This is a genomic window from Sulfitobacter sp. (genome assembly GCF_041552635.1).
GTDB lineage: Bacteria > Pseudomonadota > Alphaproteobacteria > Rhodobacterales > Rhodobacteraceae > Sulfitobacter.
On record NZ_JBFEKM010000036.1, the window covers coordinates 1 to 19,839 of the forward strand.

19 protein-coding genes and 1 pseudogene are annotated in these 19,839 nt (G+C 57.1%); 9 read left to right on the top strand and 11 right to left on the bottom strand.

Annotation, left to right across the window (positions count from 1 at the left end):
• The 6 genes from ABYT07_RS06130 to ABYT07_RS06155 all read left to right on the top strand — a co-directional run.
• A partial coding sequence (locus ABYT07_RS06130) for a hypothetical protein (protein ID WP_372990154.1) occupies nt 1-183 on the top strand: 183 nt, incomplete at its 5' end.
• A 256-nt stretch (nt 184-439) separates the two neighbouring features.
• Nucleotides 440-1,144: a GntR family transcriptional regulator gene (locus tag ABYT07_RS06135; protein WP_372990155.1), complete on the top strand. Its 705-nt coding sequence runs from the start codon at nt 440-442 to the stop codon at nt 1,142-1,144.
• Nucleotides 1,134-2,042: a dihydrodipicolinate synthase family protein gene (locus ABYT07_RS06140; protein ID WP_372990156.1), complete on the top strand. Its 909-nt coding sequence runs from the start codon at nt 1,134-1,136 to the stop codon at nt 2,040-2,042. Before ABYT07_RS06135 ends, ABYT07_RS06140 begins: the two co-directional genes overlap by 11 nt.
• Nucleotides 2,039-3,511: an aldehyde dehydrogenase gene (locus tag ABYT07_RS06145; protein WP_372990158.1), complete on the top strand. Its 1,473-nt coding sequence runs from the start codon at nt 2,039-2,041 to the stop codon at nt 3,509-3,511. Before ABYT07_RS06140 ends, ABYT07_RS06145 begins: the two co-directional genes overlap by 4 nt.
• Entirely contained in the window at nt 3,508-5,058 is a 1,551-nt protein-coding gene (locus ABYT07_RS06150; protein ID WP_372990159.1) for a trimethylamine methyltransferase family protein, read from the top strand. The genes ABYT07_RS06145 and ABYT07_RS06150 overlap by 4 nt, the downstream gene beginning before the upstream one ends.
• Nucleotides 5,059-5,060: 2 nt before the next feature.
• Nucleotides 5,061-6,392 carry an NAD(P)/FAD-dependent oxidoreductase gene (locus tag ABYT07_RS06155; protein WP_372990160.1) on the top strand — a complete coding sequence of 444 codons (1,332 nt, stop codon included), beginning with the start codon at nt 5,061-5,063 and terminating at the stop codon, nt 6,390-6,392.
• Nucleotides 6,393-6,863: 471 nt separating this feature from the next.
• Here ABYT07_RS06155 and ABYT07_RS06160 read toward each other — a convergent pair whose 3' ends face one another.
• The 3 genes from ABYT07_RS06160 to ABYT07_RS06170 form a co-directional block, all read right to left on the bottom strand.
• Nucleotides 6,864-8,357 (bottom strand): tripartite tricarboxylate transporter permease, encoded by a 1,494-nt coding sequence (locus ABYT07_RS06160; RefSeq protein WP_372990161.1) that lies wholly within the window; start codon nt 8,355-8,357, stop codon nt 6,864-6,866.
• A 4-nt stretch (nt 8,358-8,361) separates the two neighbouring features.
• Nucleotides 8,362-8,844: a tripartite tricarboxylate transporter TctB family protein gene (locus ABYT07_RS06165; RefSeq protein ID WP_372990163.1), complete on the bottom strand. Its 483-nt coding sequence runs from the start codon at nt 8,842-8,844 to the stop codon at nt 8,362-8,364.
• A gap of 68 nt (nt 8,845-8,912) precedes the next feature.
• Nucleotides 8,913-9,899: a Bug family tripartite tricarboxylate transporter substrate binding protein gene (locus ABYT07_RS06170; protein WP_372990164.1), complete on the bottom strand. Its 987-nt coding sequence runs from the start codon at nt 9,897-9,899 to the stop codon at nt 8,913-8,915.
• Between the two features lie 107 nt (nt 9,900-10,006).
• Here ABYT07_RS06170 and ABYT07_RS06175 point away from each other — a divergent pair, with 107 nt between their 5' ends.
• From ABYT07_RS06175 to ABYT07_RS06185, 3 genes are read left to right on the top strand one after another with little or no spacing between them, the layout of a single operon-like run.
• Nucleotides 10,007-10,675 (top strand): response regulator transcription factor, encoded by a 669-nt coding sequence (locus ABYT07_RS06175; RefSeq protein ID WP_372990165.1) that lies wholly within the window; start codon nt 10,007-10,009, stop codon nt 10,673-10,675.
• Nucleotides 10,665-12,032, top strand: a complete 1,368-nt coding sequence (locus ABYT07_RS06180) for a sensor histidine kinase N-terminal domain-containing protein (RefSeq protein ID WP_372990166.1) — start codon at nt 10,665-10,667, stop codon at nt 12,030-12,032. Before ABYT07_RS06175 ends, ABYT07_RS06180 begins: the two co-directional genes overlap by 11 nt.
• Nucleotides 12,011-13,021 carry an ABC transporter substrate-binding protein gene (locus ABYT07_RS06185; RefSeq protein ID WP_372990167.1) on the top strand — a complete coding sequence of 337 codons (1,011 nt, stop codon included), beginning with the start codon at nt 12,011-12,013 and terminating at the stop codon, nt 13,019-13,021. Before ABYT07_RS06180 ends, ABYT07_RS06185 begins: the two co-directional genes overlap by 22 nt.
• 363 nt (nt 13,022-13,384) lie before the next feature.
• Here the strand turns inward: ABYT07_RS06185 and ABYT07_RS06190 are convergent.
• The 8 genes and pseudogenes from ABYT07_RS06190 to ABYT07_RS06225 all read right to left on the bottom strand — a co-directional run.
• Nucleotides 13,385-13,669, bottom strand: a pseudogene (locus tag ABYT07_RS06190) (transposase); the annotation flags it as partial.
• Between the two features lie 305 nt (nt 13,670-13,974).
• Nucleotides 13,975-14,421, bottom strand: coding sequence for a DUF305 domain-containing protein (locus ABYT07_RS06195; protein ID WP_372990168.1), 447 nt, complete (start codon nt 14,419-14,421; stop codon nt 13,975-13,977).
• Nucleotides 14,422-14,520: 99 nt separating this feature from the next.
• Complete coding sequence (locus ABYT07_RS06200; protein WP_372990169.1) at nt 14,521-14,736, bottom strand: dodecin family protein; 216 nt, start codon at nt 14,734-14,736, stop codon at nt 14,521-14,523.
• Nucleotides 14,737-14,958: 222 nt separating this feature from the next.
• Nucleotides 14,959-17,643: a cation-translocating P-type ATPase gene (locus tag ABYT07_RS06205; protein ID WP_372990170.1), complete on the bottom strand. Its 2,685-nt coding sequence runs from the start codon at nt 17,641-17,643 to the stop codon at nt 14,959-14,961.
• Between the two features lie 120 nt (nt 17,644-17,763).
• A complete protein-coding gene (locus ABYT07_RS06210; protein ID WP_372990171.1) occupies nt 17,764-18,363 on the bottom strand; it encodes a hypothetical protein in 600 nt (199 codons plus the stop codon).
• Entirely contained in the window at nt 18,324-18,707 is a 384-nt protein-coding gene (locus ABYT07_RS06215; protein ID WP_372990172.1) for an STAS/SEC14 domain-containing protein, read from the bottom strand. The genes ABYT07_RS06210 and ABYT07_RS06215 overlap by 40 nt, the downstream gene beginning before the upstream one ends.
• Nucleotides 18,708-18,872: 165 nt before the next feature.
• Entirely contained in the window at nt 18,873-19,358 is a 486-nt protein-coding gene (locus tag ABYT07_RS06220) for a bacterioferritin (RefSeq protein WP_372990173.1), read from the bottom strand.
• An 8-nt stretch (nt 19,359-19,366) separates the two neighbouring features.
• Nucleotides 19,367-19,834 carry a hypothetical protein gene (locus ABYT07_RS06225; protein WP_372990174.1) on the bottom strand — a complete coding sequence of 156 codons (468 nt, stop codon included), beginning with the start codon at nt 19,832-19,834 and terminating at the stop codon, nt 19,367-19,369.
• Between the last annotated feature and the right edge of the window lie 5 nt (nt 19,835-19,839).

Here is a 19,839-nt window from a genome sequence, read left to right on the forward strand (position 1 = left end):
ACATTTCAAGAGCTGGTGAAGTCGTACTCAAAGATCCGGATGGTCCCGGTTGCTCTGAATGTCGGCAATGATCCCTCTGTATCGCGATGTTGCAGCTGCAAAAGCAAAATGCTGCGGGATCGCATTTTTCAAAAAGGGCTCATCGCGGTCATCCGCTGCCTGAACCACGAACGGCCGGTCTGATATTTGCTGCCGTTCGCTGCATCACGCAAGAAGTCACAGACTACGGGACAAAGCGCCATTTCGCTGCAATCACTCAAATGTCCGCAAACTTGAAAATCACCCCACGACCAGTGGTATTCGTTTGAGGCGTCCACGACCTGCAAGGGCAACGAAATTTCACTGCGGCGACCCGCAAATTAGTGCGTTTGACAACAAACCGCTTGCTACACATTATTTTTGTATACTATGTGTATACAAAAATAATGTGGAGAACGCCTTGCCCCGCTCAACGAAAGAAACCTGCCTCGCAGACATCAAGCGCCGCATACTGTCGACTGATCTTGCGCCCGGCGTCGACCTTGATGAAGTCAGCCTGTGCGATCAGTATGGGATGTCCCGAACGCCATTGCGCGAAGTGCTGCAGCGATTGCAGGGTGAGGGCTATGTGGAACTGGCGCGGAACCGGGGCGCGAAAGTCGCGTCAATGGATGTTGGCGTGCTAAGGACCTTCTTTCAAACGGCACCCATGGTCTATGCCAACATCACACGGCTCGCCTGTGAGAACAGGACTGCAAGGCAAATTGACAGGCTAAAGCAAGCACAGGTAGATTTTACAAAGGCGGCCAAAGCCTCGCACGCCGGAGAAGCCGCCCTCGCCAATCACCAGTTTCATGGCCTGATCGGCGAAATGGCCCAGAACCCGTATCTTCTGGCGTCACTCGCACGTTTGCAAATTGACCACACAAGGTTGAGCCAGACGTTCTATCGACCGGCTGCGCCATCTGAAACACTGCTTGTTCTCAAGGCCATCGAACAGCACGACGCCATGATCAGCGCTATTGAGGCCCGCGAAGGGTCCTTGGCGATTGATCTGACCCTTCAACACTGGGACCTCAGCCGCGACAGAATGGAGCGCTTCGTACGCCCTGATCCTTTGCCTGTTGACGTTATTTCACTCAAGGACCGCCGCAATGCATTTTGAAGGGATCTACACCCCGCTCGTCACGCCGTATCACGATGACTTTTCGCTGAATGAGCCCGCCTTGGCCGAAACGGTCGAGCATCTGATTGCATCGGGTGTGCATGGGATCGTCGTGGCTGGTTCAACGGGTGAATACTACGCTCAGACTACCGAGGAACGGCTGGAGATGATGACCCGCTGCGCCGCCTTGATCAGGGGCCGCGTGCCGATGGTTGTGGGTACAGGGGCGATCCGGACCGAAGATGGCGTGATGTATGCCAAGGCTGCCAAGGCCGCGGGCGCGGATGCGCTGCTGGTAGCGACGCCGCCCTATGCCTATCCCACGGGCCGAGAAATCGCGCTTCATGCGCTGGCGGTGGACCGCGCCGCGAACCTGCCCGTGATGCTTTATAACTACCCCGGCCGGATGTCGGTGAACATGGATGAAGAGTGCCTTGACCGTTTGGGCCGCTCCCCCAACTTCTGCGGGATCAAGGAAAGTTCGGGCGATATCAACCGCCTGCACATGCTGGCGCGGGACTACCCGCATATCGGGCTGGCGTGCGGCATGGACGATCAGGCGTTGGAATTCTTTGCATGGGGTGCGCGGTCATGGGTCTGTGCGGGGTCCAACTTTGCCCCCGAGGCGCATATTGCCCTTTATCAGGCCTGCGCCGTCGAGGGTGATTTCACCAAAGGCCGTGCGATCATGTCAGCGATGTTGCCGCTGATGCGGGTTCTCGAACAGGGTGGCAAGTTCGTTCAATGCATCAAATACGGGCTGACCCTGCGCGGCATTGATGCAGGCCCTCCGCGCAAGCCGCTGCAACCGCTTAACAAAGACGACAAACGCGAATTGGCCGAGGTGATCCGCACCATGGACACGGCTATTTCCGCCATTACGGGGGCCAACCAATGACCGACCTGCTGACACACGCCGAGTACCGTTCGATTGCCGAGGCGCTTGAAGTGCCCCGCACGCCTTTCATTGACGGGAAATACCAGCGCGGGCGTGGCCCCATGATGGCCACAACGAACCCCGCGACGGGAGGCAAGATTGCCAAAATTTCCACAGCCAACGCCGAAGACGTTGACTTAGCAGTGGCCAAAGCCCGCGAGGCCTTTGACCAAGGTCGCTGGTCCAAACTGGAGCCGGACACCCGCAAGGATGTGCTGATCCGTCTGTGCAAGCTGATCACCCGCAACCGCCGCGAATTGGCCGTCATGGAGAGTATCGACAGCGGCAAACCAATTCGCGATTGCGAGATGATCGACATTCCCGAAACGATCCATTGTATCAAATGGCACGCTGAGGCCGCGGACAAAATCTATGACCAGACCGCCCCGACGGGTGATGGTGCCATGGCGATGATCGTCCGCGAACCCGTTGGCGTTGTGGCGGCTGTGCTGCCTTGGAACTTCCCCCTCATGATGCTCGCATGGAAAATCGGGCCCGCGCTTGCTGCGGGATGTTCGGTAATCGTGAAGCCAGCTGAGCAAACAAGCCTTACGGCCCTGCGCGTTGTCGAGCTGGCCGCCGAGGCAGGAGTGCCGCGCGGGGTGTTGCAGGTGCTGCCGGGTGACGGCCCAAGCGTGGGCGAGCCGCTGGGCCGCCACATGGATGTGGATATGGTTAGCTTTACCGGCTCGACCGAGACAGGGCGGCGGTTCCTGCATTATGCTGCCGACAGCAACCTCAAGAAGGTGGTGCTGGAGTGCGGCGGCAAGAACCCCGCCGTGGTCTTTGACGACGCAGAAAACCTCGATCATGTGGCGGAACATGTTGTCAATGCGGCGTTCTGGAACGCAGGTCAGAATTGTTCGGCGGCCTCACGGCTGATCGTTCACAAATCGGTCAAAGCAAAGCTCATGGACAAGATCGACGCCCGCATGCGCGACTGGAAGACAGGCGATCCGCTGGACCCTGCCAACCACATCGGCGCGTTGATTGATGCGGGCCACTGCGCGAAAGTGCGCAGCTATCTCGACAGCAAAGACGACGGGCCCTTCGTTCTCCCTACAGTGGTCGAGGTCAAAGCCACAGAAGCCCGCGCCCGTGAGGAGATCTTTGGCCCAGTCTTGGCCGTGATCGAAGTGGCCAGCAACGCGGAAGCGGTGCAAGTGGCCAATGACACGGCCTATGGCCTTGCCGCTTCGGTCTTTTCCGCAGGTGGGCGTCAGGCGATCCGCGCCGCGCGTGATATCCGTGCGGGCACGGTGACGATCAACTGCTACGGCGAGGGCAACATCGCCACGCCGTTTGGCGGCTACAAGCAATCGGGCTTTGGCGGCCGCGACAACGGGCTGCACGCCCATGACCAATATACCGAAATCAAAACCATCTGGATCGACCTGACGGATCCGACCGAAGGGGACAACGTAGGATGAGCGTAGATGCAGTCGGAACCGTCCGCCGTGGACGCGGCGCGCGCAAGGCAATCCGCCAGACGCGCGATATCACGATGCTGCCCGCGCTCAAGCGCAGGCTACCCCACACCGAGCCGCTGACCCCCGAGCAGGTGGAAAAGATCGACGCAGCCTCGATGGATATTCTGGAGAATGTCGGCGTCCAGTTCCGCGATGACATCACATTGGCGGACTGGAAACGCGCAGGGGCCAAGGTTGTGGGCGATATCGTCTATCTTGACCGCGATCTGGTGCGCGAGTTGATCGCGACGATCCCCGAGACCTTCACCTACCATGCCCGCAATCCCGCCAATAACCTGCCTTTCGGCACGGATCACAGCATCTTTGTGCCCATGACCGGCGCGCCCTATCTGCGCGATCTGGAGGATGTGCGGCGCAATCCAACGCTCGACGATCTGGCGAATTTCCATAGACTCAGCCACATGCTGCCTGCGATGCATTCTTCGGCGCATCATATTGTTGAGCCCTACGATCACCCGATCAGCCAGCGGCATTTGCGGATTACCTACAGCTCGATGAAGCACTCCGACAAGACGTTCATGGGCATGACCACCAGCCCCAAGAACGCAGAAGACGTGATTGAGATGTGCGCGATCCTGTTTGGCGATGATTTCATCGACACCCATCCCGTGGTGACAGGCAACTGCAACGGCAACTCGCCGTTGGTGTGGGACGAAACCATGCTGGGCGCGTTGAGGGCGTTTTGCAAACGCAACCAGCCGGTGTTGTGCTCGCCTTTTGTGCTCGGCGGGGCAAACACCCCTGCATCGGTGCCGGCGACCGTGGCACAGTTGAACGCCGAGGCCTTGTCGGCGCTGGCCTATACCCAAGTGGTGCGCAAAGGCGCGCCTGCGATCTACGGCCACTACCTGTCCACCGTCAGTATGAAATCCGGCGCGCCGATGGCAGGCACGCCAGAAATCAGCCTGATGAACTTCATGATCGGCCAGATGGCGCGGTTCTATGGCATTCCATGGCGCACGTCCAATACGCTGGGCGGTGCCAAGACATTCGACGCGCAGGCAGGTTACGAGAGTGCGATGACCCTAAATGCCGTCCTGATGGCGGGGGCCAATTACATCTGGCATTCCGCAGGCTGGAACGAGGCCGGGATGCATTGCTCGATGGCTAAATTCATCGTCGATGCCGAGATGTGTGAAATGGGCTACCGCATGGCGCAAGGGATTGACTGGACCGATTTCGACGCGGCGTTGGCAGCCGTCCCTGATATCGGCCCCGGTGGGCATTACCTTGGCCATCCGCACACGCTGGAGCATTTTCAAAAGGCATTTTTCATGCCCGAAATGTTCGATAACAACTCGATCGAGCAATGGCAGGCAGAGGGGGCGGTCGAGATCACAGAACGCGCCCTGATCAAGGCTCGCGCAATGCTGGGCGAATACGAAGAACCGAAACTGGACGCGGGCGTGAACGAGGCGCTGTTGGACTATATCGCGCGGCGCGAACGCGACATTCCCGCGGTAGATGCGCTCAATCAGGATCACTAGGGATGCAGGTCACCCGCCTGCCGCGTGATCCCGGCCCGGCGGGCTGGAACAGGCTGTTGCCTGACGACGTGCCTCCGACACCGCTTGAGGGCAAGATCACCGCAGATTGGCTGGTGATTGGTGCCGGATTTGCGGGGCTGGCGGCAGCACATCGGCTGTCCAAACAGGCGCCCGGGGATCGGGTTGTTCTGCTGGATGCAGTCCGCGTGGGCGACGGACCGGCAGGGCGCAATTCCGGCTTCATGATCGACTTGCCTCACGACCTCACCTCGGATGACTACGGTGGTGCGCTGGACGCGGATCTCGCCCAGACACAAGACAACCGGCAAGGCATCGCCCATGCCGCCCAGATGGCGCAGGAATACGGGCTAAGCGCCGAGGCCTTTGTTTTTTCGGGAAAAATCAACGCTGCAGTCACTGAAAAAGGCCTTGCCCACAACAGGAGCTTTGCGCGCCATCTCGAGGCGATGAACGAACCCTGCGAGATGTATGATGCGGCCCAGATGCGCGAGATCACAGGCACGGAATACTATCAAACCGGTCTCTTCACTCCGGGCACCGCGATGATCCAACCGGCCCTTTTTGTGCGTGGCATTGCCGCCGGACTGAGGTCCAATCGTGTGACTGTGCATGAAAATAGCCCTGTGACGTCTTTGAGCCGTGAGGGCGATTGGATTGCCACGACCCCGAAGGGGCAGGTCACGGCACCCCGCGTGATCATGGCCGTGAACGGACATTTGAACAGCTTCGGCTATCTGCGCGGCCGGTTGATGCACGTATTCACCTATGCCTCGATGACCCGCGCGCTCGACCCTGCGGAGGCGGCCCGATTGGGGGGGCAGCCGCTCTGGGGGCTGACACCTGCCGATCCGATGGGAACAACGGTGCGGCGTTTATCTGGTATGGGGGGCGAGCGGATCATCATCCGAAACCGGTTCACGTTTGATCCGTCTATGGAGGTCAGCGATACACGGATCGGACAGGTCGCGCGGGATCACGACCGTGCATTTGCCGCGCGGTTCCCGATGCTGGCGGGCGTGCCCATGGAATACCGTTGGGGAGGTCGGCTCTGCGTCAGCCGGAACAATGTCCAAGTGATCGGCGAACTGGATCAGGGTCTTTTTTCCGCCTGCTGTCAGAACGGGTTGGGCACCGCTAAGGGAACACTGGCTGGCGGTCTGGCCGCGCAGTTGGCTTTGGGTGAGACATCACCCGCACTGGAGCGTGCTCTAAGCACGGAATTACCAAACCGCCTTCCGCCAAAACCACTCGCTCGTATTGGCGCAAATATGATCCTGAAACTCCAAGAGCGGCGCGCTGGCAAGGAACTCTGAAGTTAACTTCAGAACAAAACCAGCCGCGAGGCAAATAGAAAGCGGCCATTCGCGCGAGGTCCTGCATCGGTCAAAGTGGGCTCGAAGCCGACCTTAGCTGCGTTTTGCACCAATGGCCGGATTCGAAAAGAGTGCCGTTCGATGCGGCGTGTCTGAACTCACCCATCGCGGACAAAACCGACCTTGGCCGCCATTTGGTCAATGGTCGCTTTCAACTGGCTACAAGAAAGAGAAGCACTTTGGCAGGGTGATAGCATTCGCAGCAGCTTGCAGTAAGACTGCACAACGAACGAAGCTGAAGCTCTCCTTTGTGTTCGCAACGAAATCTGAGAACTATGTGAATACCCTCACTTGCTTACAGAAGTCACCTTTCAGGAAAATTGCTTGTGTCACGCTACCAAGCCAGCACAGCGGGTCGCTTGCATTAAGCAACCTCTGGAACGCGCCAGTTATTCCTCTGAGGTGAAACATTCATAGGCCCTTCACACGCAGGCGCAGAGCCCGGATACCAGGCAGTAATACCAGCAAAACTGCGATTATCAGAAGCCCCAATGTCATGGGCCGTTCCCAGATGAAAGATACCCCACCATAAAGCTGCATCGAGCGGGCAAAATTGTCTTCCATCATCCCGCCCAAGATAAAGCCGATGAGAAGCGGTGGCAGCGGATAATTCGCAAATTTCAGCGCGATGCCACAAATCCCGAAGCCTACGAGCAACAGCAGTTCGGTGGCATTGTTTTGCCCGATATACGCGCCCATCAGCGTGAAAAACAGAATGAACGGGATCAGGTAGTTGCGCGGGATTGCGAGGACCTTGGCAATATAGGGGATCAGAGGCAGGTTCAGGATCAACAACACAAGATTGCCGATGAACATGGACATGATGACGGCCCAGAAAATCTGCGGCTCGTCGATCATCAGGCGAGGGCCGGGTGTCACGTTGAGCGCGATCAACGCACCCAGAAGAATGGCCGTCGTGCCGGACCCCGGGATGCCGAGCGTCAGCAGCGGCACGAACGATCCGGTGCAGGCCGCGTTGTTGGCGGTTTCCGGTGCGGCAAGACCCTTGATCGACCCCTTGCCGAATTCGTCCTGCTCGTGTTTCGGCGCGATGTTACGCTCCACTGCGTAGCCCAAGAACGATGCAATTGTGGCACCGGCCCCTGGTAGTACACCGATGAAAAAGCCCTGAATGGATTGGCGGCCGATGACGGGTGCTATGGCGCGTGCTTCTGCGCGGGTGATGCGCAGATCCTTGATTTCGCCGCCGACATCGCCCATGTTTTTTGGCTTCAGGACAAGGAATATCGCCTCTGGCAGGGCGAACATCGCCATTGCTAAGGTGACAAAGCCGAAACCTGATTGCAGTTCCATCATGCCGCCAGTGAAGCGTGGCATGTTGAACAAGGACCCAAGACCGACGGTCGCCATCATCAGGCCCAGCACAGTCATTAGCAGAGCCTTGGCGACCTGACCGTTTCCAGCAAAGGCCGCAATGGCCGACAGTCCGACGACCATCAGACCGAAGTATTCCGCAGAATGGAACAATAACGCCACAGAGGAAAGCATGGGCGCGAAAACCATCAGCAATATCGCACCGATCGTGCCGCCCGCGAAACTGGCGATGGCCGCAATCGTCAGCGCCTTGCCCGCTTTGCCCTGCATCGCCATCGGATAGCCGTCGAAGCTGGACGCGACGGTGCCCGCGACACCGGGCGCGTTGAGAAGGATGGACGATGTAGAGCCCCCAAAAATCGCGCCGTAATAGACTCCCGCAAGCAGGATCAGCGCGGCGGACGGATCGCCCAGCGAAATGGCAATCGGGATCATGATCGCAATGATCGACATCGGCCCAAGACCGGGCAACATGCCGATGAACGTGCCAATCAGACAGCCGCCGATAACCATCAGAAGGTTTTGCAGCGACAGGGCCGTTTGCAGGCCAATCAGAATTCCTTCGAGCATGTGATCAGTTCCCCATAAAGAATGGCAAAGGGCGCAGAAAAATCCCCAGGATTTCCTGCACGAGGTACCAGATTACACCTGCCGTCAGCAGCGACACGGGGATCATCATATGCCATTTGCGTTCGCCCAAGATGAACGATCCGGCGACAAGGAATGCGGTGGTCGACCCGAGGAACCCCAAGGGGCGCAGGCATAGGGCATAGGCCACCATCAGTGCCAGCATCAGGATCGCCTGACCAAGTTTGTAGTCCGTCAAACGACGGTAATCGATATCGCCGATCACCTGTTCGCCTTTTTCAAGGCCAAGCAGAATGACGATGGACAACAAGATGCCGAAGATCGACAAGATTTTGGGGAATGAACTGGGCCAGACAGGCTTGCGCTGCATAAAAGGTGCCAAGTTAGCGTCCATCGTGAACCACGCGGTATAGCCGTAAATTAAGCAAATGCTCAGCAGAACAAGTGCGATCCAACGATCCAAGGCCATGCGACCAATCTCCCAAAAATGTCTTGAAAAAAAGGGCGGCGCGTGGTGTGCGCTGCCCTTCAGAGTACTTAAAGGAAGCCCAGCTGACGCATCAGATCGCCGATCACCTTTTCTTGGTCATCAAGGAACGTGCGGAAGTCGTCGCCGGGATTGTGGATGTTGACCCAGCCGTTACGGGCGCGTATAGATTCCCATTCTTCGGTGTCATACATTTTCGCGAGCACGTCCTGATAGGCAGCCAGGTCTTCCGCAGGAAGGCCCGGGGCAGCAAAGAATCCGCGCCAGTTTACGAAAGTCGTGTCGATGCCTTGCTCCATCATCGTCATGGAATCCGGCGCCGCGGGAACGCGCTCGGGCGACGTAACGCCGATGATTTTGACTTCGCCAGCCTCGGACAGATCGATCGCTTCAGACAAGCCAGTGGACAGCGCCTTGATCTCACCCGACAGCAAAGCCGCCATGGCGGTGCCGCCAGCATCGTAGGGGATGTAGTTCACATCCAAAGCATCGCGCCCGGCTGCTTGCATCACCATCGCCGCAACGACGTGATCAAGGCCTCCGGGAACAGACCCACCACCAATAGGCGTGCCAGTGGCATCCGCATCATATGCAGCGAGGAAGTCATTCATTGAGTTGATCGGGCTTTCCTTGCCCACGACGAGTGCCGCGTAATCTCCGATCGTGCCGGCAACCAATGTAAGATCGCGGTAAGTCTGGGAAATTTCGCCCGTCAGGCCACGGATCACGAGTGGTGTCGAATTGACCATTAGCGTGCCGTAGTTGCTTTCGGCGTTTTCGATCAAATAGGCGATGGCTGTACCGCCGCCGCCGCCGGACATGTTTTCGTAAGACGCTGAGCCGATAAGGCCGGCTTCGGTCAGGGCCTCACCGGTGCCGCGTGCCGTGCCATCCCAACCGCCGCCGGCACCGCCGGGGATCAAGAAGTGGATGCTGTCGAGCATCTGGTGCCCGTCTGCAAAAGCAGGCGTTCCAAGGCCAAGCGTCGCAACTGCGGTCGCGATCAGGGCGCGTCGGCCCATCTTAAACGTTGTCATTGTCGTCTCCCATTTGATAACCGTTCTCCTCACGGCTCTGTCGGCAGAGACAAACACATCAACCTGACATAAACCTGTCACCTGCCGCAGAAAGGACAAAGAGTACGATGAAATACCTCCTCGTCGAAGATAATCTAGAGCTGGCGAACGCCATCTGTTCACGCATGGTTCTGGACGGGCATCAGGTTGATCACGCTGCAAAAATTTTCGACGCTGTGATCTTTGCGCAAACCGGTGAATACGACCTTATTCTGCTCGATATCATGTTGCCGGACGGGGATGGACGTAGCTTTCTCAAACAACACCGTGCGGCGAAAAACGACACGCCTGTGATTGTTTTGACGGCGCGCAGTCAAGTGTCGGATCGAATCAGCATGCTTGATCTTGGCGCGGATGATTACGTTACCAAACCATTCGATCACGCCGAATTGCAGGCCCGCTGCCGCGCGGTTCTGCGCCGCAAGACTGGCACGGCGCAACCAACGACCCGCTTAGGGGACGTCGAGTTTTATCCTGTCGGCGGGCACCTGATCGTCAAAGGCAAAACCATCAACCTGCGCAACCGGGAACTGCGATTGCTCGAATTGCTCATCAACGCCAAGGGGCAGCTTTTCTCAAAGCAAAAGTTGGTAGACCGGCTGTTTTCCTATGACGACGATGTGTCTGAAAATGCGATCGAGGTTTATATTGGACGGCTTCGCAAGCATCTTGAAGGGTCAAGCGTTCAGATCACTACCCTGCGCGGTTTGGGCTACAGGCTTAATCATGACGGATAACGTTGTCGTCTTTGGATCACTTCGCAATCGGCTTGCATTGATCCTGACGGGCGGCGCGGCACTTCTCGCGATCTTGTTGTTCATTGTTGTGCGCGGCTATGCCGCCCAGATCGCACAACAAGGGCAGGACAACATTCTCGGCGCGTCAGTCTCTTCTATTCTGGACGCCGCTGTTTTGCGCGACGGTGCTGTCGAATTGGACTTTCCCTATGCGTCCTTGTCCATGCTTAGCACAGCGGCCGACGACCGTGTGTTCTACGCTATCTTTGAGGACGGAGCACTTTTGTCCGGCTACGATGGTTTGGGGGCGGTCCTGCCCGCCAAATCCGGTGAGAGCGTGTTTACATCGGCAAACTACGACAACGCCACAATTCGCGTGGCCACCGCGAGCCGCACTTTGATCGGGATCGGCACGCCGCGACAGGTCTCTGTGAGCGTGGCACAAACCCAAGACGCACTGGCTGAAACGCTCAATAAAATTTCGCGCAACGTCGCCTTGTTCGGCGCGGGTTTCTTTGCCCTTGCCACGGCATTGGCGTTTTGGGCGGCATCCACGACCATTGGCCAACTGAGCCGTCTGACCATGTCCGTCACACGGCGAGGACCACAGGACCTCAGCCCGTTTCTCAAACCGGTACCCTCTGAAATGGTGCCACTGGTGGGGTCGCTGAATACGCTGATGTCGCGCTTGGACCAATCCCTCAAACAATCAGAAGACTTCATTGCCGAAGCTGCCCATCGTGTCCGAACCCCACTGGCAACTGTCCGGTCTTATGCCGAGGCCACTTTTCAGCGGGTACAGACACAGGAAAACCGTGACGCCTTGCGCGCCATGATGCGCGCAATTGATGAAAGCTCGCGCGCGGCGGGGCAGTTGCTGGATCATGCGATGGTCACCTTTCGCGCCGAGAACCTTGAGCGCGAAGATGTTGAACTGGACGGTTTATTGCGTGACCTCGTTCAACGCATGACGCCTGTGGCGGACATGCGTGATGTGGCAATTCACCTTGAAAGCACCGCATCCGCGCTCGTAAGGGGCGATCCTGTCTTGCTGCAAAACGCCGTTCGCAACCTCATCGACAACGCGCTTAAATACGCTCCGGCGGATACGTCGATCACGATCCGTGTCCGGACCAACCCGCATATTTCGGTTGATGTTCTTGATCAAGGTCCCGGATTTCTGGCCGGTGAGATGGACAAGCTCGCCGGACGGTTTGTTCGCGGCGGTGATACCCAAGGTCACATCGGATCCGGACTTGGGCTGACAATTGCGCAAGACGTGGCAACTGCACACAACGGCACCATGGTATTGTCCAACAGATCGGAAGGCGGCGCATGCGTTACTTTGCAATTCTAATTCTGTGTGTCTTGCCATTGTTTGCGACCGCGCAAGAGTGGGAGGATCAGCAGGTCTTCGGGTCCGAAAGTGCGCCGCGATCCCTGCGGATTTTATCCAGCACCGACACGTCTTTCTTTGTCCCGATTATCGAGAGTTTCATCGCACAGCGTCCCGATGTTTCGGTTGAATACCTTGTCACTGGCACGGCCGACCTTGACGATCTGTTTCGCCAAAACCCAGATCAATTCGACGTCGTCATTTCAAGCGCGATGGACCTGCAACTCAAACTGACCAATGACGGGTTTGCGCAATGGTTGGAAGAGCTCGAGCATCCGGACTGGGCGCAATGGCGCAGCAGCTTATTCGCGTTCACCACCGAACCGGCGGCCATCGTCATCAACACCGCCGCGTTTGACGGGTTACCGTTACCCGCCTCGCGGCAAGACCTGATCGAAGTTCTGCGTGCAAACCCCGACCTGTTTGACGGAAAGGTCGGCACCTACGATGTGCGCCTCTCGGGGCTGGGGTACCTGTTTGCTACGCAAGACGCACGCGCATCCGAAACGTTTTGGCGCCTGATGGAAGTGATCGGCAGCCTTGACGCGCAGCTTTATTGTTGCTCGGGCGCGATGATTGACGACCTCGCAGAAGGGCGCATTCTGGTGGCCTATAACGTGTTGGGCAGCTATGCGCTGGCCCGCGCAGACACCGAAGACGTGTTGACCGTTATCCTGCCCTCCGATTTCCCGACGACCATGATGCGATCCGCACTCGTGTCAAAATCTGCATCGGACCCGGGCCTGGCTGAATCTTTCGTAAGCCACTTGATCGGCCTGCAATCTGAAGGCTCCGCCGAGGATTTTCCTTTGCCATCGCTTGATGCCTTTCAAGACACCAGTGGCCGCCCGTCCATCAGCCTCGAACCCGCGTTGATGACCTATCTTGATCGGCTCAAGCAGCAAATTTTTATTCGTGAATGGGAAAGTGCGATTATTCAAGACCGGTAAAGTTTTTTGACGTAACAAGAAAATTCATGATGCTCACTGTCGCGAAACTTGCATAGGTGAGGCGGTGGGAAGCATATCTCCTGTGGGTAAATGAATCTTTGAACGACATAAGAAAGTTTATAGGAGCTCACTTTTTGGGTTGTTGAAACGAGGAACATTTGCGGCCTGATGTATCAAACGCACCAAGATTTACCCAATAATATCAGCTAGATTCCTAAAGGCCGCAGGCGCGCTCAAGGCCGATCTGGACGCGATAGGCCGTGCTTTGGTGCTGTACGGTTATGAGGGCAACCCCAAGGCCATACCAGCACGCAGCAAGTACAAGCAGCTATTCTGGCGCAATGAGTTGAAGTTGACGATCATCAAAGCGCTAAAGAAGCTCTTAACCATGTTGGTGTGCTTGCCGTGGTTGCTGTAAATCTCAGAATGGTTCACGCGGTCAACGTGCCAGCCCATGTGCAATTCATCCCGGTGGCTTGCTTTGTCCGCTGAAACTGTGGACATGCGCGACACGTTCTCGTTTGCCAGCGCAACGCCTTCGCCTTCGGACGTGCCGACGAATGGCAGTGTACGGCCCTCACGCTCACGCATGGCAATAACAACGCGGCGCTTGCCTGTCTGGTTGATCTCCAAGCGGCGGTCCTTTTGGCACCCGCGCACCGCGCCCATGTCGACACCTTGAAAAACGGCTGCCGCGACGGCGATCTGGATGCCTGCATCGGGGTCGCGCAGGTCTTTGCCGCCGGACGGGTTGTGCCGCGCGATGTGCCTTTGGCCGAGGCGATCTACTGGCTGGGCTGCGACGCGGGGCACGATGCGTCCTGCCGGTCTCTCGACAGGATCCACGAATTGTCGACCCTCCTTCGCCACAGCGAGCTTGTTCCCGCCATGGGTAGCTTGCACTGTTCGTATCGCTACATTGACCGATGTTAACGCGCGTACAATTTGCGCGGTCACGGTGCATCCAGATCTTCGATCAGCGTCTCCATCTCAGCGATTTCACGCAGCTGGGTTGCGATGATTGCATCTGCCAGTGCCCGCACCCGTGGATCGGTAATATTTGCGCGTTCAGAGGTGAGAATAGCGATCGAATGGTGCGGGATCATTGCCCGCATCCACGCCACATCATCAACCGTGTTCTGGCTGCGAAGAAGGTAAAGTGAACCGCTGAAAACCACGACACCAACCACCACGATAGCACTATTCGCTGCGCGGTTACGGTACATCGCAAGCATGTAGCCCAACATGATCAGGGCCATGACAGCCCCCATGTAGAGCGCCATCCAAGCCCGCGTCTGACTCCAGTACACATGCGCATAGCTATACGTGTTGAGATACATGAGAATATACATCGCGACGACGGATGTCGCGATCATCGCGATAAATCTGAAATAACTCATGATAATTCTGCCTCCTTCGGCGTCTTGTCTTCAAGGGTTTTGGCAGACGCCCTGCGGCCGCCAAAACGGCTGACAATCCTTATTCACGACTGCAAGCGGTCAGCCTGCGGTCTGGTCCTCAAGTAAGAAACTGATCTTTGCGTTCACCCGGTAGCGCGTGATGGCATCGCCATCGACCTGTGCATTCATTTCCTTGATGTATACAGATTTGATGTTGCGCACGCTTTGCGCGGCCTGCGTAACTGCGGCGCGCGCTGCTGCATCGAACCCTTCGTCGGATTCGGCAAGTACTTCGATTACCTTGAGCATTGACATGAGATCTCTCCTTTCGGGTTTCAGGGATGCAACTAAAACATCCAGATATGGAGTTTTCTAATCCATGAACTCGGTGCCCGCATTGACGGGTGTTAATCGAACCCATCTCTAAGCAATCCACACCGGCAGAGTCACGGGTCCCTGCTTTCTTGAGGCGACGCAAGTGGCATGTGATCGCGTTGCCGGATCCGTCCGATGTCGTGTTTCGGACAATCATGCGCTCTATGTTTGCTCTATGAGGTCTCGATCAGATGGCTCTGCGAGCCAGACCCAGCCCTGACCAAGCACGAGCGGAACAAGGCTGGCCGTGACCCCAAGAACAAGACCGGCACGCCCCGGACTTGGCAGACCCAGAAGATCAGCCAAGGGCGGGAACCAGAGAGCAAGGCCTATCAATCCCAAACACAGAGCGATGGCTCCCCAGACATATCCGTTTTTTACGACCTCATTGCGCAGCAGTCCTGAATCATGATCCCTCACATTGAAGACATTCCAAAGCTGCGCCAGTGCCAGAGTCAGGAACGCCACAGTAACCGCCGGACCGGTTTCAAGGCTTAACAAAAAGAGCGCGGCAGCGAACGCGCCCAGCGTGGCGATAGTGATGGATGCCCCCAGAATACCAATCAGGATCCAACGCGGGCGGTCGACTATTGCTTCGGTCGGGTCGCGTGGCGGCTTGGTCATTACATTCTCATCCCCTTTCCCCAGGCCCAGTGCGAACGCTGGAAAGACATCGGTGACAAGGTTCAGGAACAGAATTTGCAGTGGCAAAAGCGGTGTGGGCAAGCCCGCGCCGACAGCCAGACCCACGACCAGAACTTCGCTGACATTGCAGGACATCAAGTAGACGACGAATTTGCGGATGTTGTCAAAAATGACCCGACCCTGCCGCATGGCGGCAATGATGGTTTCAAAGGCATCGTCTTGCAAAACCATGTGGGCGGCTTCCTGGGCTACCTGCGTGCCGCGCTTGCCCATAGCGATACCGATGTCGGCTTTCTTCAAAGCCGGTGCATCATTCACGCCGTCGCCTGTCATGGCCACGACATGCCCCGCATCCTGAAAAAGGGACACAAGTGTGAGCTTTGTCTCGGGCGAGACGCGTGCAAAAACGTCGGCCTCCATGATCCGTGCGCGCATATCCTCACTGATGTTTTCCGGATCAAGCCCGGCGATCTCGCCGCTCTCGATTACCTTCATGTCACCGTCCCCAAGGCTTGCTTTCCGTGCAATGGTTTCGGCGGTAGCGGCGTGATCCCCCGTCAGCATGATCACGCGCACACCTGCGGCGCGGCAGGCCTTTATGGCATCCGGCACATCTTCGCGCACAGGATCAAGGAAGCAGACAAGACCTACAAGCGTCAGGCTTTCGTAAGGGTCTGCATCCTTTGGCACGCCCTCTTTCTTCGCAAGAGCAAGCAGGCGCAGTCCATCCTGCGCAGCATCTGCGTTGCGATCGGTCCACCGCTGACGCAAGGCGTCGTCCATCTTTTGAGAACCGTCTTGCTCCAGCACATGGGTACACACGTCGATCACCGCCTCGGGTGCCCCCTTGATGGCAAAGAGATGCCCATTCGCGGTCTTATGCACGGTCGCCATCATCTTGGTATCCGGATCGAAAGCATGTTCCTTTACCTGCGGCGTGTCGTCGAGAAGGCCTTTTCGAGACGCCCCCAGACCGTCTGCAACCGACAACAGAGCGATTTCCATCGGGTCGCCGCTCTGGCCGTCGTCTGAACCGTCGCCGATCTCTGCATTATTGCAGAGCGCTCCGATGCGCATTGCCCAGTCCAGCGGGCTGTCAGGCTCTGGGGCTTTGGTTGCGTCTTCGCCGTCGTCGTCGATATCGATATCGCCCTCGGCCAGAAGATAGCGGACAACTGTCATGCGGTTTTCAGTCAAGGTTCCGGTCTTGTCGGTCAGTATCACCGTCGTGGCCCCCAGTGTTTCAACCGAGGACAGCCGGGTGATCAACGCGTTGCGCTGACTCATCCGCCACATACCGCGCGCAAGGCTGAGCGTAGCAACGACCGCCAGACCCTCGGGCACGGCGGCCACGGCAAGTGCCACGCCGGTCTGTACCATGATGGCGACATCATGGCCTCGCAGAATACCCGCACCGATGGTCAGCGCCGCAAGCGCCAGAGTAAGCCAGACAAGGCGATGGCCCAGCTTGTCCAGACGCCGTTCGAGCGGAGCGGCCTCGCCTTGGGCACTTTGAGCGAGATCACTGATCCGGCCGAGCTCCGTTTCCATACCCGTGGCTGTCACGATGCCTTCACCCGCGCCCTGTGTAATTGCCGTGCCCTTGAAGGCCATGCTGAGACGGTCACCAAGGGCGGCATTCTTGCCTACGGGCTCGGTGTTTTTTGTTACGGGAGCGGACTCACCTGTCAGCACAGATTCGTCCGCCTGCAGGTTCGACGCTTCGCTCAGCCGTATATCTGCGGTAACGACATCCCCCGCCTCAAGAACCACCACATCGCCGGGTACCAATTCATGCGCATCAATCATGCGGACCTCGCCATCACGCCGCACACGTGTTCGAACCTGCGCAATACGCATCAAGGCTTCCATAGAGCGGGCTGCCTTGAGTTCGGTGAAGAAGCCGATGGCCGAATTGAGGATCAGCACAAAGGCGATTGCGATGCCTTCGGCGATATCGCCCAGCACAATAGAAATCACCGCCGCGGCCGTCAGAAGCCACACGATGATACCGCTGAATTGGTGCGCGAGGATGGTCCATGCGCTTTTCTTTTTCTGGCGGCGCAGGCGGTTCGGCCCATGCGCCTCCAACCTTATTTTCACCTCGTTCGCGCTCAGTCCCGTCTGGGCATTAATCTCCAGTTTCTCTGCCAGTTTCTGAACAGACGTGGAAAAAGCGGCATCAGTTGAATCCTTGGGCACAATTCATCTCCATTGAACTGATTGGGGAAATCAGCACGGTCTGAAAACATAATCTCTCGGAAACACGGCAGAGCTTTGATACCGGTCAATCAGACGCGCCGCACATCCGGCAGAACGCGACTAACGGGCCTCATGCGCGCTTTCAGCATCCGCCAGACGTTTCTCTGCCTGTAGGCTCAGGCGCTGAAAGACGCCGAGGCCAATCACAATTATGACCGACATGGCCAGCAAAAGGATCGGATACAGCAAAAGTTCCGGTTCGGAATTGCCAAGCTCGAAAACCAGGACGATTCCTTCTATGGCAACAACAAGCGCGATGATGACCATGAATTTTGTAACTGCTTCGCGGGCTTCTGTTGGATTGCGCAGTTCGCGGCTCCGCAACACCTCTTCTTCCATGACGTATTTCGCCACATCAAGTATTGCAACGGAAATCACCAAGGAGCTGACTGCTTCAAGCAAGGCACCCTCTGCTCTTTCATGATTTATAATTGCAGCATAGACTCGGGTGAGTGAAACCGTGATCAGCCCAACTGAAATCGCCATCATCGCGAGCGCGGCAGCAGCATAAACCACTGCAGCAAGTCGTATGAACACAACCTCGGCCCGAGACAGTGAATTCGCGGCATCCGCATACTTTGGCGGGTTGGAGTTTTGTTTCAAAGAAAGTTTCTCCGAAGTCATTTCGCCTCCGGAGCCGGAGGGGCGCTTCTGAGCCACTCATAGGCCTTGGCCTCCTGATCGGCTGGAAAGAACTGCATGTCTGCCTTCGTAAATGGAGCCGACAGAGTGGTTCCCCATTCTTCAAGCGTGTTTTCCCCAACAACGGCAATACGTCCGAAATCCTTTCCATATTTCAGATCAAATTCAATCTCACGCCATAATGCCCCGATCTCCCACCCGGAGAAATCTTCGAGGCGCAACAAAACACGCAACGGACCATCTGACAACTCAATCGAATTTTGAAGTTCCGGAATGGCCGCCTCGTAGTCATTGATCGTAAGCGTGCCTGACGCGCGAATGATGATCATGCTGCGATCAGAGAGATGTTCAATTTTTATCATGGATCAGCGCCACGCATGAGACCCAAAGCCAGAGCACAGATCCGCGCGCCGTCGTTCCCTGCGCCTCATCTGTTTCAAAACTGGTCATGCCACCAATTCCCCCTCATGCTATACCTTTCAAAACATGCCGCGCGACTACATCCGGCAGAACGCGACTAGATGATCTCACGTGGCGCGGGCAGCATCGCTCATGTTTTTGGCAATATAGGTCGGTTCCCCCATCCGTTTGAGCAAGCCAAGCTGACGGTCGAGCCAGTCCATATGCCCCTCTTCATCGATCACGATGCCTTCAAACAGCATCCGGGTACCAATATCCCTGTCGTCGTCTGACGCCTTGGCGGCGGACGTGTAGAACTCGACCGCACCCTTCTCCTCTTCAAGGTCGGCACCAAACAAGGCCTCAAGCGACTCTGCGCGTTTCGGAGCTTTCGCAGCCTCGACAACGGGGTCACCGCCCAGAAACAGAATGCGCTCGATGAAACGCCCGGCATGGCCAAGCTCCTCAGTCATTTCCGTGCGCATCTGATCTGCCAGAACGTCAAGTCCCCAGTCGTCAAGGACATGGGCGTGGAGCAGGTACTGCTGGATTGCAGTCAATTCCATGGCCAATGCCTTTTGCAAGTTTTCGATACTTTGTACTGAGTTTTTCATGTCTTCACTCATTGATCTGTGTTGCTGTTTGCATCATCGACGGCAACGGTCCAAGCCGCCGACAACTCTTCCCAGGCATTTGTGAAGCCTGCGACCAATTCGTCCCAAGCGGCATCGGTCCCATAGGTCATCGCACCGTACATTTCGCCCAAACGATTGCGGCGGGCACGCAAGCGCTGCAGTGCAGCAGACGTTCTGTCGCGCGCGGCTTGGGACATGTCGCCCCAGTTTTCCCGGGCTCGGTTCTCCAGAACGTCGATCTCGGTATCGATGCGATCAAGCGACTGTTCTGCGGCGTCCAACGCCGCGTCGCGTTCCTGAAGTGAATAGCCTGCAATTGTGCCATAAACGTCAGAAAGTTCAGCCTGCACCTCGTCGATGGTGATCGGTTCGTTCGACTGAGCCAATGCCATGCCATGCGCGACCAATCCGACACTCAGAATGAATGCAGTGAGGGGGCGTTTTCCAGTGTTCATTTCAA

What these genes read in the sequence shown, in the direction of transcription:
- ABYT07_RS06150 (WP_372990159.1), top strand. Translation starts at nt 3,508, where the DNA reads ATGAGCGTAGATGCAGTCGGAACCGTCCGCCGTGGACGCGGCGCGCGC.
- ABYT07_RS06225 (WP_372990174.1), bottom strand. Translation starts at nt 19,834, where the DNA reads ATGAACACTGGAAAACGCCCCCTCACTGCATTCATTCTGAGTGTCGGA.
- ABYT07_RS06220 (WP_372990173.1), bottom strand. Translation starts at nt 19,358, where the DNA reads ATGAAAAACTCAGTACAAAGTATCGAAAACTTGCAAAAGGCATTGGCC.
- ABYT07_RS06160 (WP_372990161.1), bottom strand. Translation starts at nt 8,357, where the DNA reads ATGCTCGAAGGAATTCTGATTGGCCTGCAAACGGCCCTGTCGCTGCAA.
- ABYT07_RS06180 (WP_372990166.1), top strand. Translation starts at nt 10,665, where the DNA reads ATGACGGATAACGTTGTCGTCTTTGGATCACTTCGCAATCGGCTTGCA.
- ABYT07_RS06175 (WP_372990165.1), top strand. Translation starts at nt 10,007, where the DNA reads ATGAAATACCTCCTCGTCGAAGATAATCTAGAGCTGGCGAACGCCATC.
- ABYT07_RS06140 (WP_372990156.1), top strand. Translation starts at nt 1,134, where the DNA reads ATGCATTTTGAAGGGATCTACACCCCGCTCGTCACGCCGTATCACGAT.
- ABYT07_RS06165 (WP_372990163.1), bottom strand. Translation starts at nt 8,844, where the DNA reads ATGGCCTTGGATCGTTGGATCGCACTTGTTCTGCTGAGCATTTGCTTA.
- ABYT07_RS06215 (WP_372990172.1), bottom strand. Translation starts at nt 18,707, where the DNA reads ATGATAAAAATTGAACATCTCTCTGATCGCAGCATGATCATCATTCGC.
- ABYT07_RS06170 (WP_372990164.1), bottom strand. Translation starts at nt 9,899, where the DNA reads ATGACAACGTTTAAGATGGGCCGACGCGCCCTGATCGCGACCGCAGTT.
- ABYT07_RS06200 (WP_372990169.1), bottom strand. Translation starts at nt 14,736, where the DNA reads ATGTCAATGCTCAAGGTAATCGAAGTACTTGCCGAATCCGACGAAGGG.
- ABYT07_RS06195 (WP_372990168.1), bottom strand. Translation starts at nt 14,421, where the DNA reads ATGAGTTATTTCAGATTTATCGCGATGATCGCGACATCCGTCGTCGCG.
- ABYT07_RS06185 (WP_372990167.1), top strand. Translation starts at nt 12,011, where the DNA reads ATGCGTTACTTTGCAATTCTAATTCTGTGTGTCTTGCCATTGTTTGCG.
- ABYT07_RS06145 (WP_372990158.1), top strand. Translation starts at nt 2,039, where the DNA reads ATGACCGACCTGCTGACACACGCCGAGTACCGTTCGATTGCCGAGGCG.
- ABYT07_RS06155 (WP_372990160.1), top strand. Translation starts at nt 5,061, where the DNA reads ATGCAGGTCACCCGCCTGCCGCGTGATCCCGGCCCGGCGGGCTGGAAC.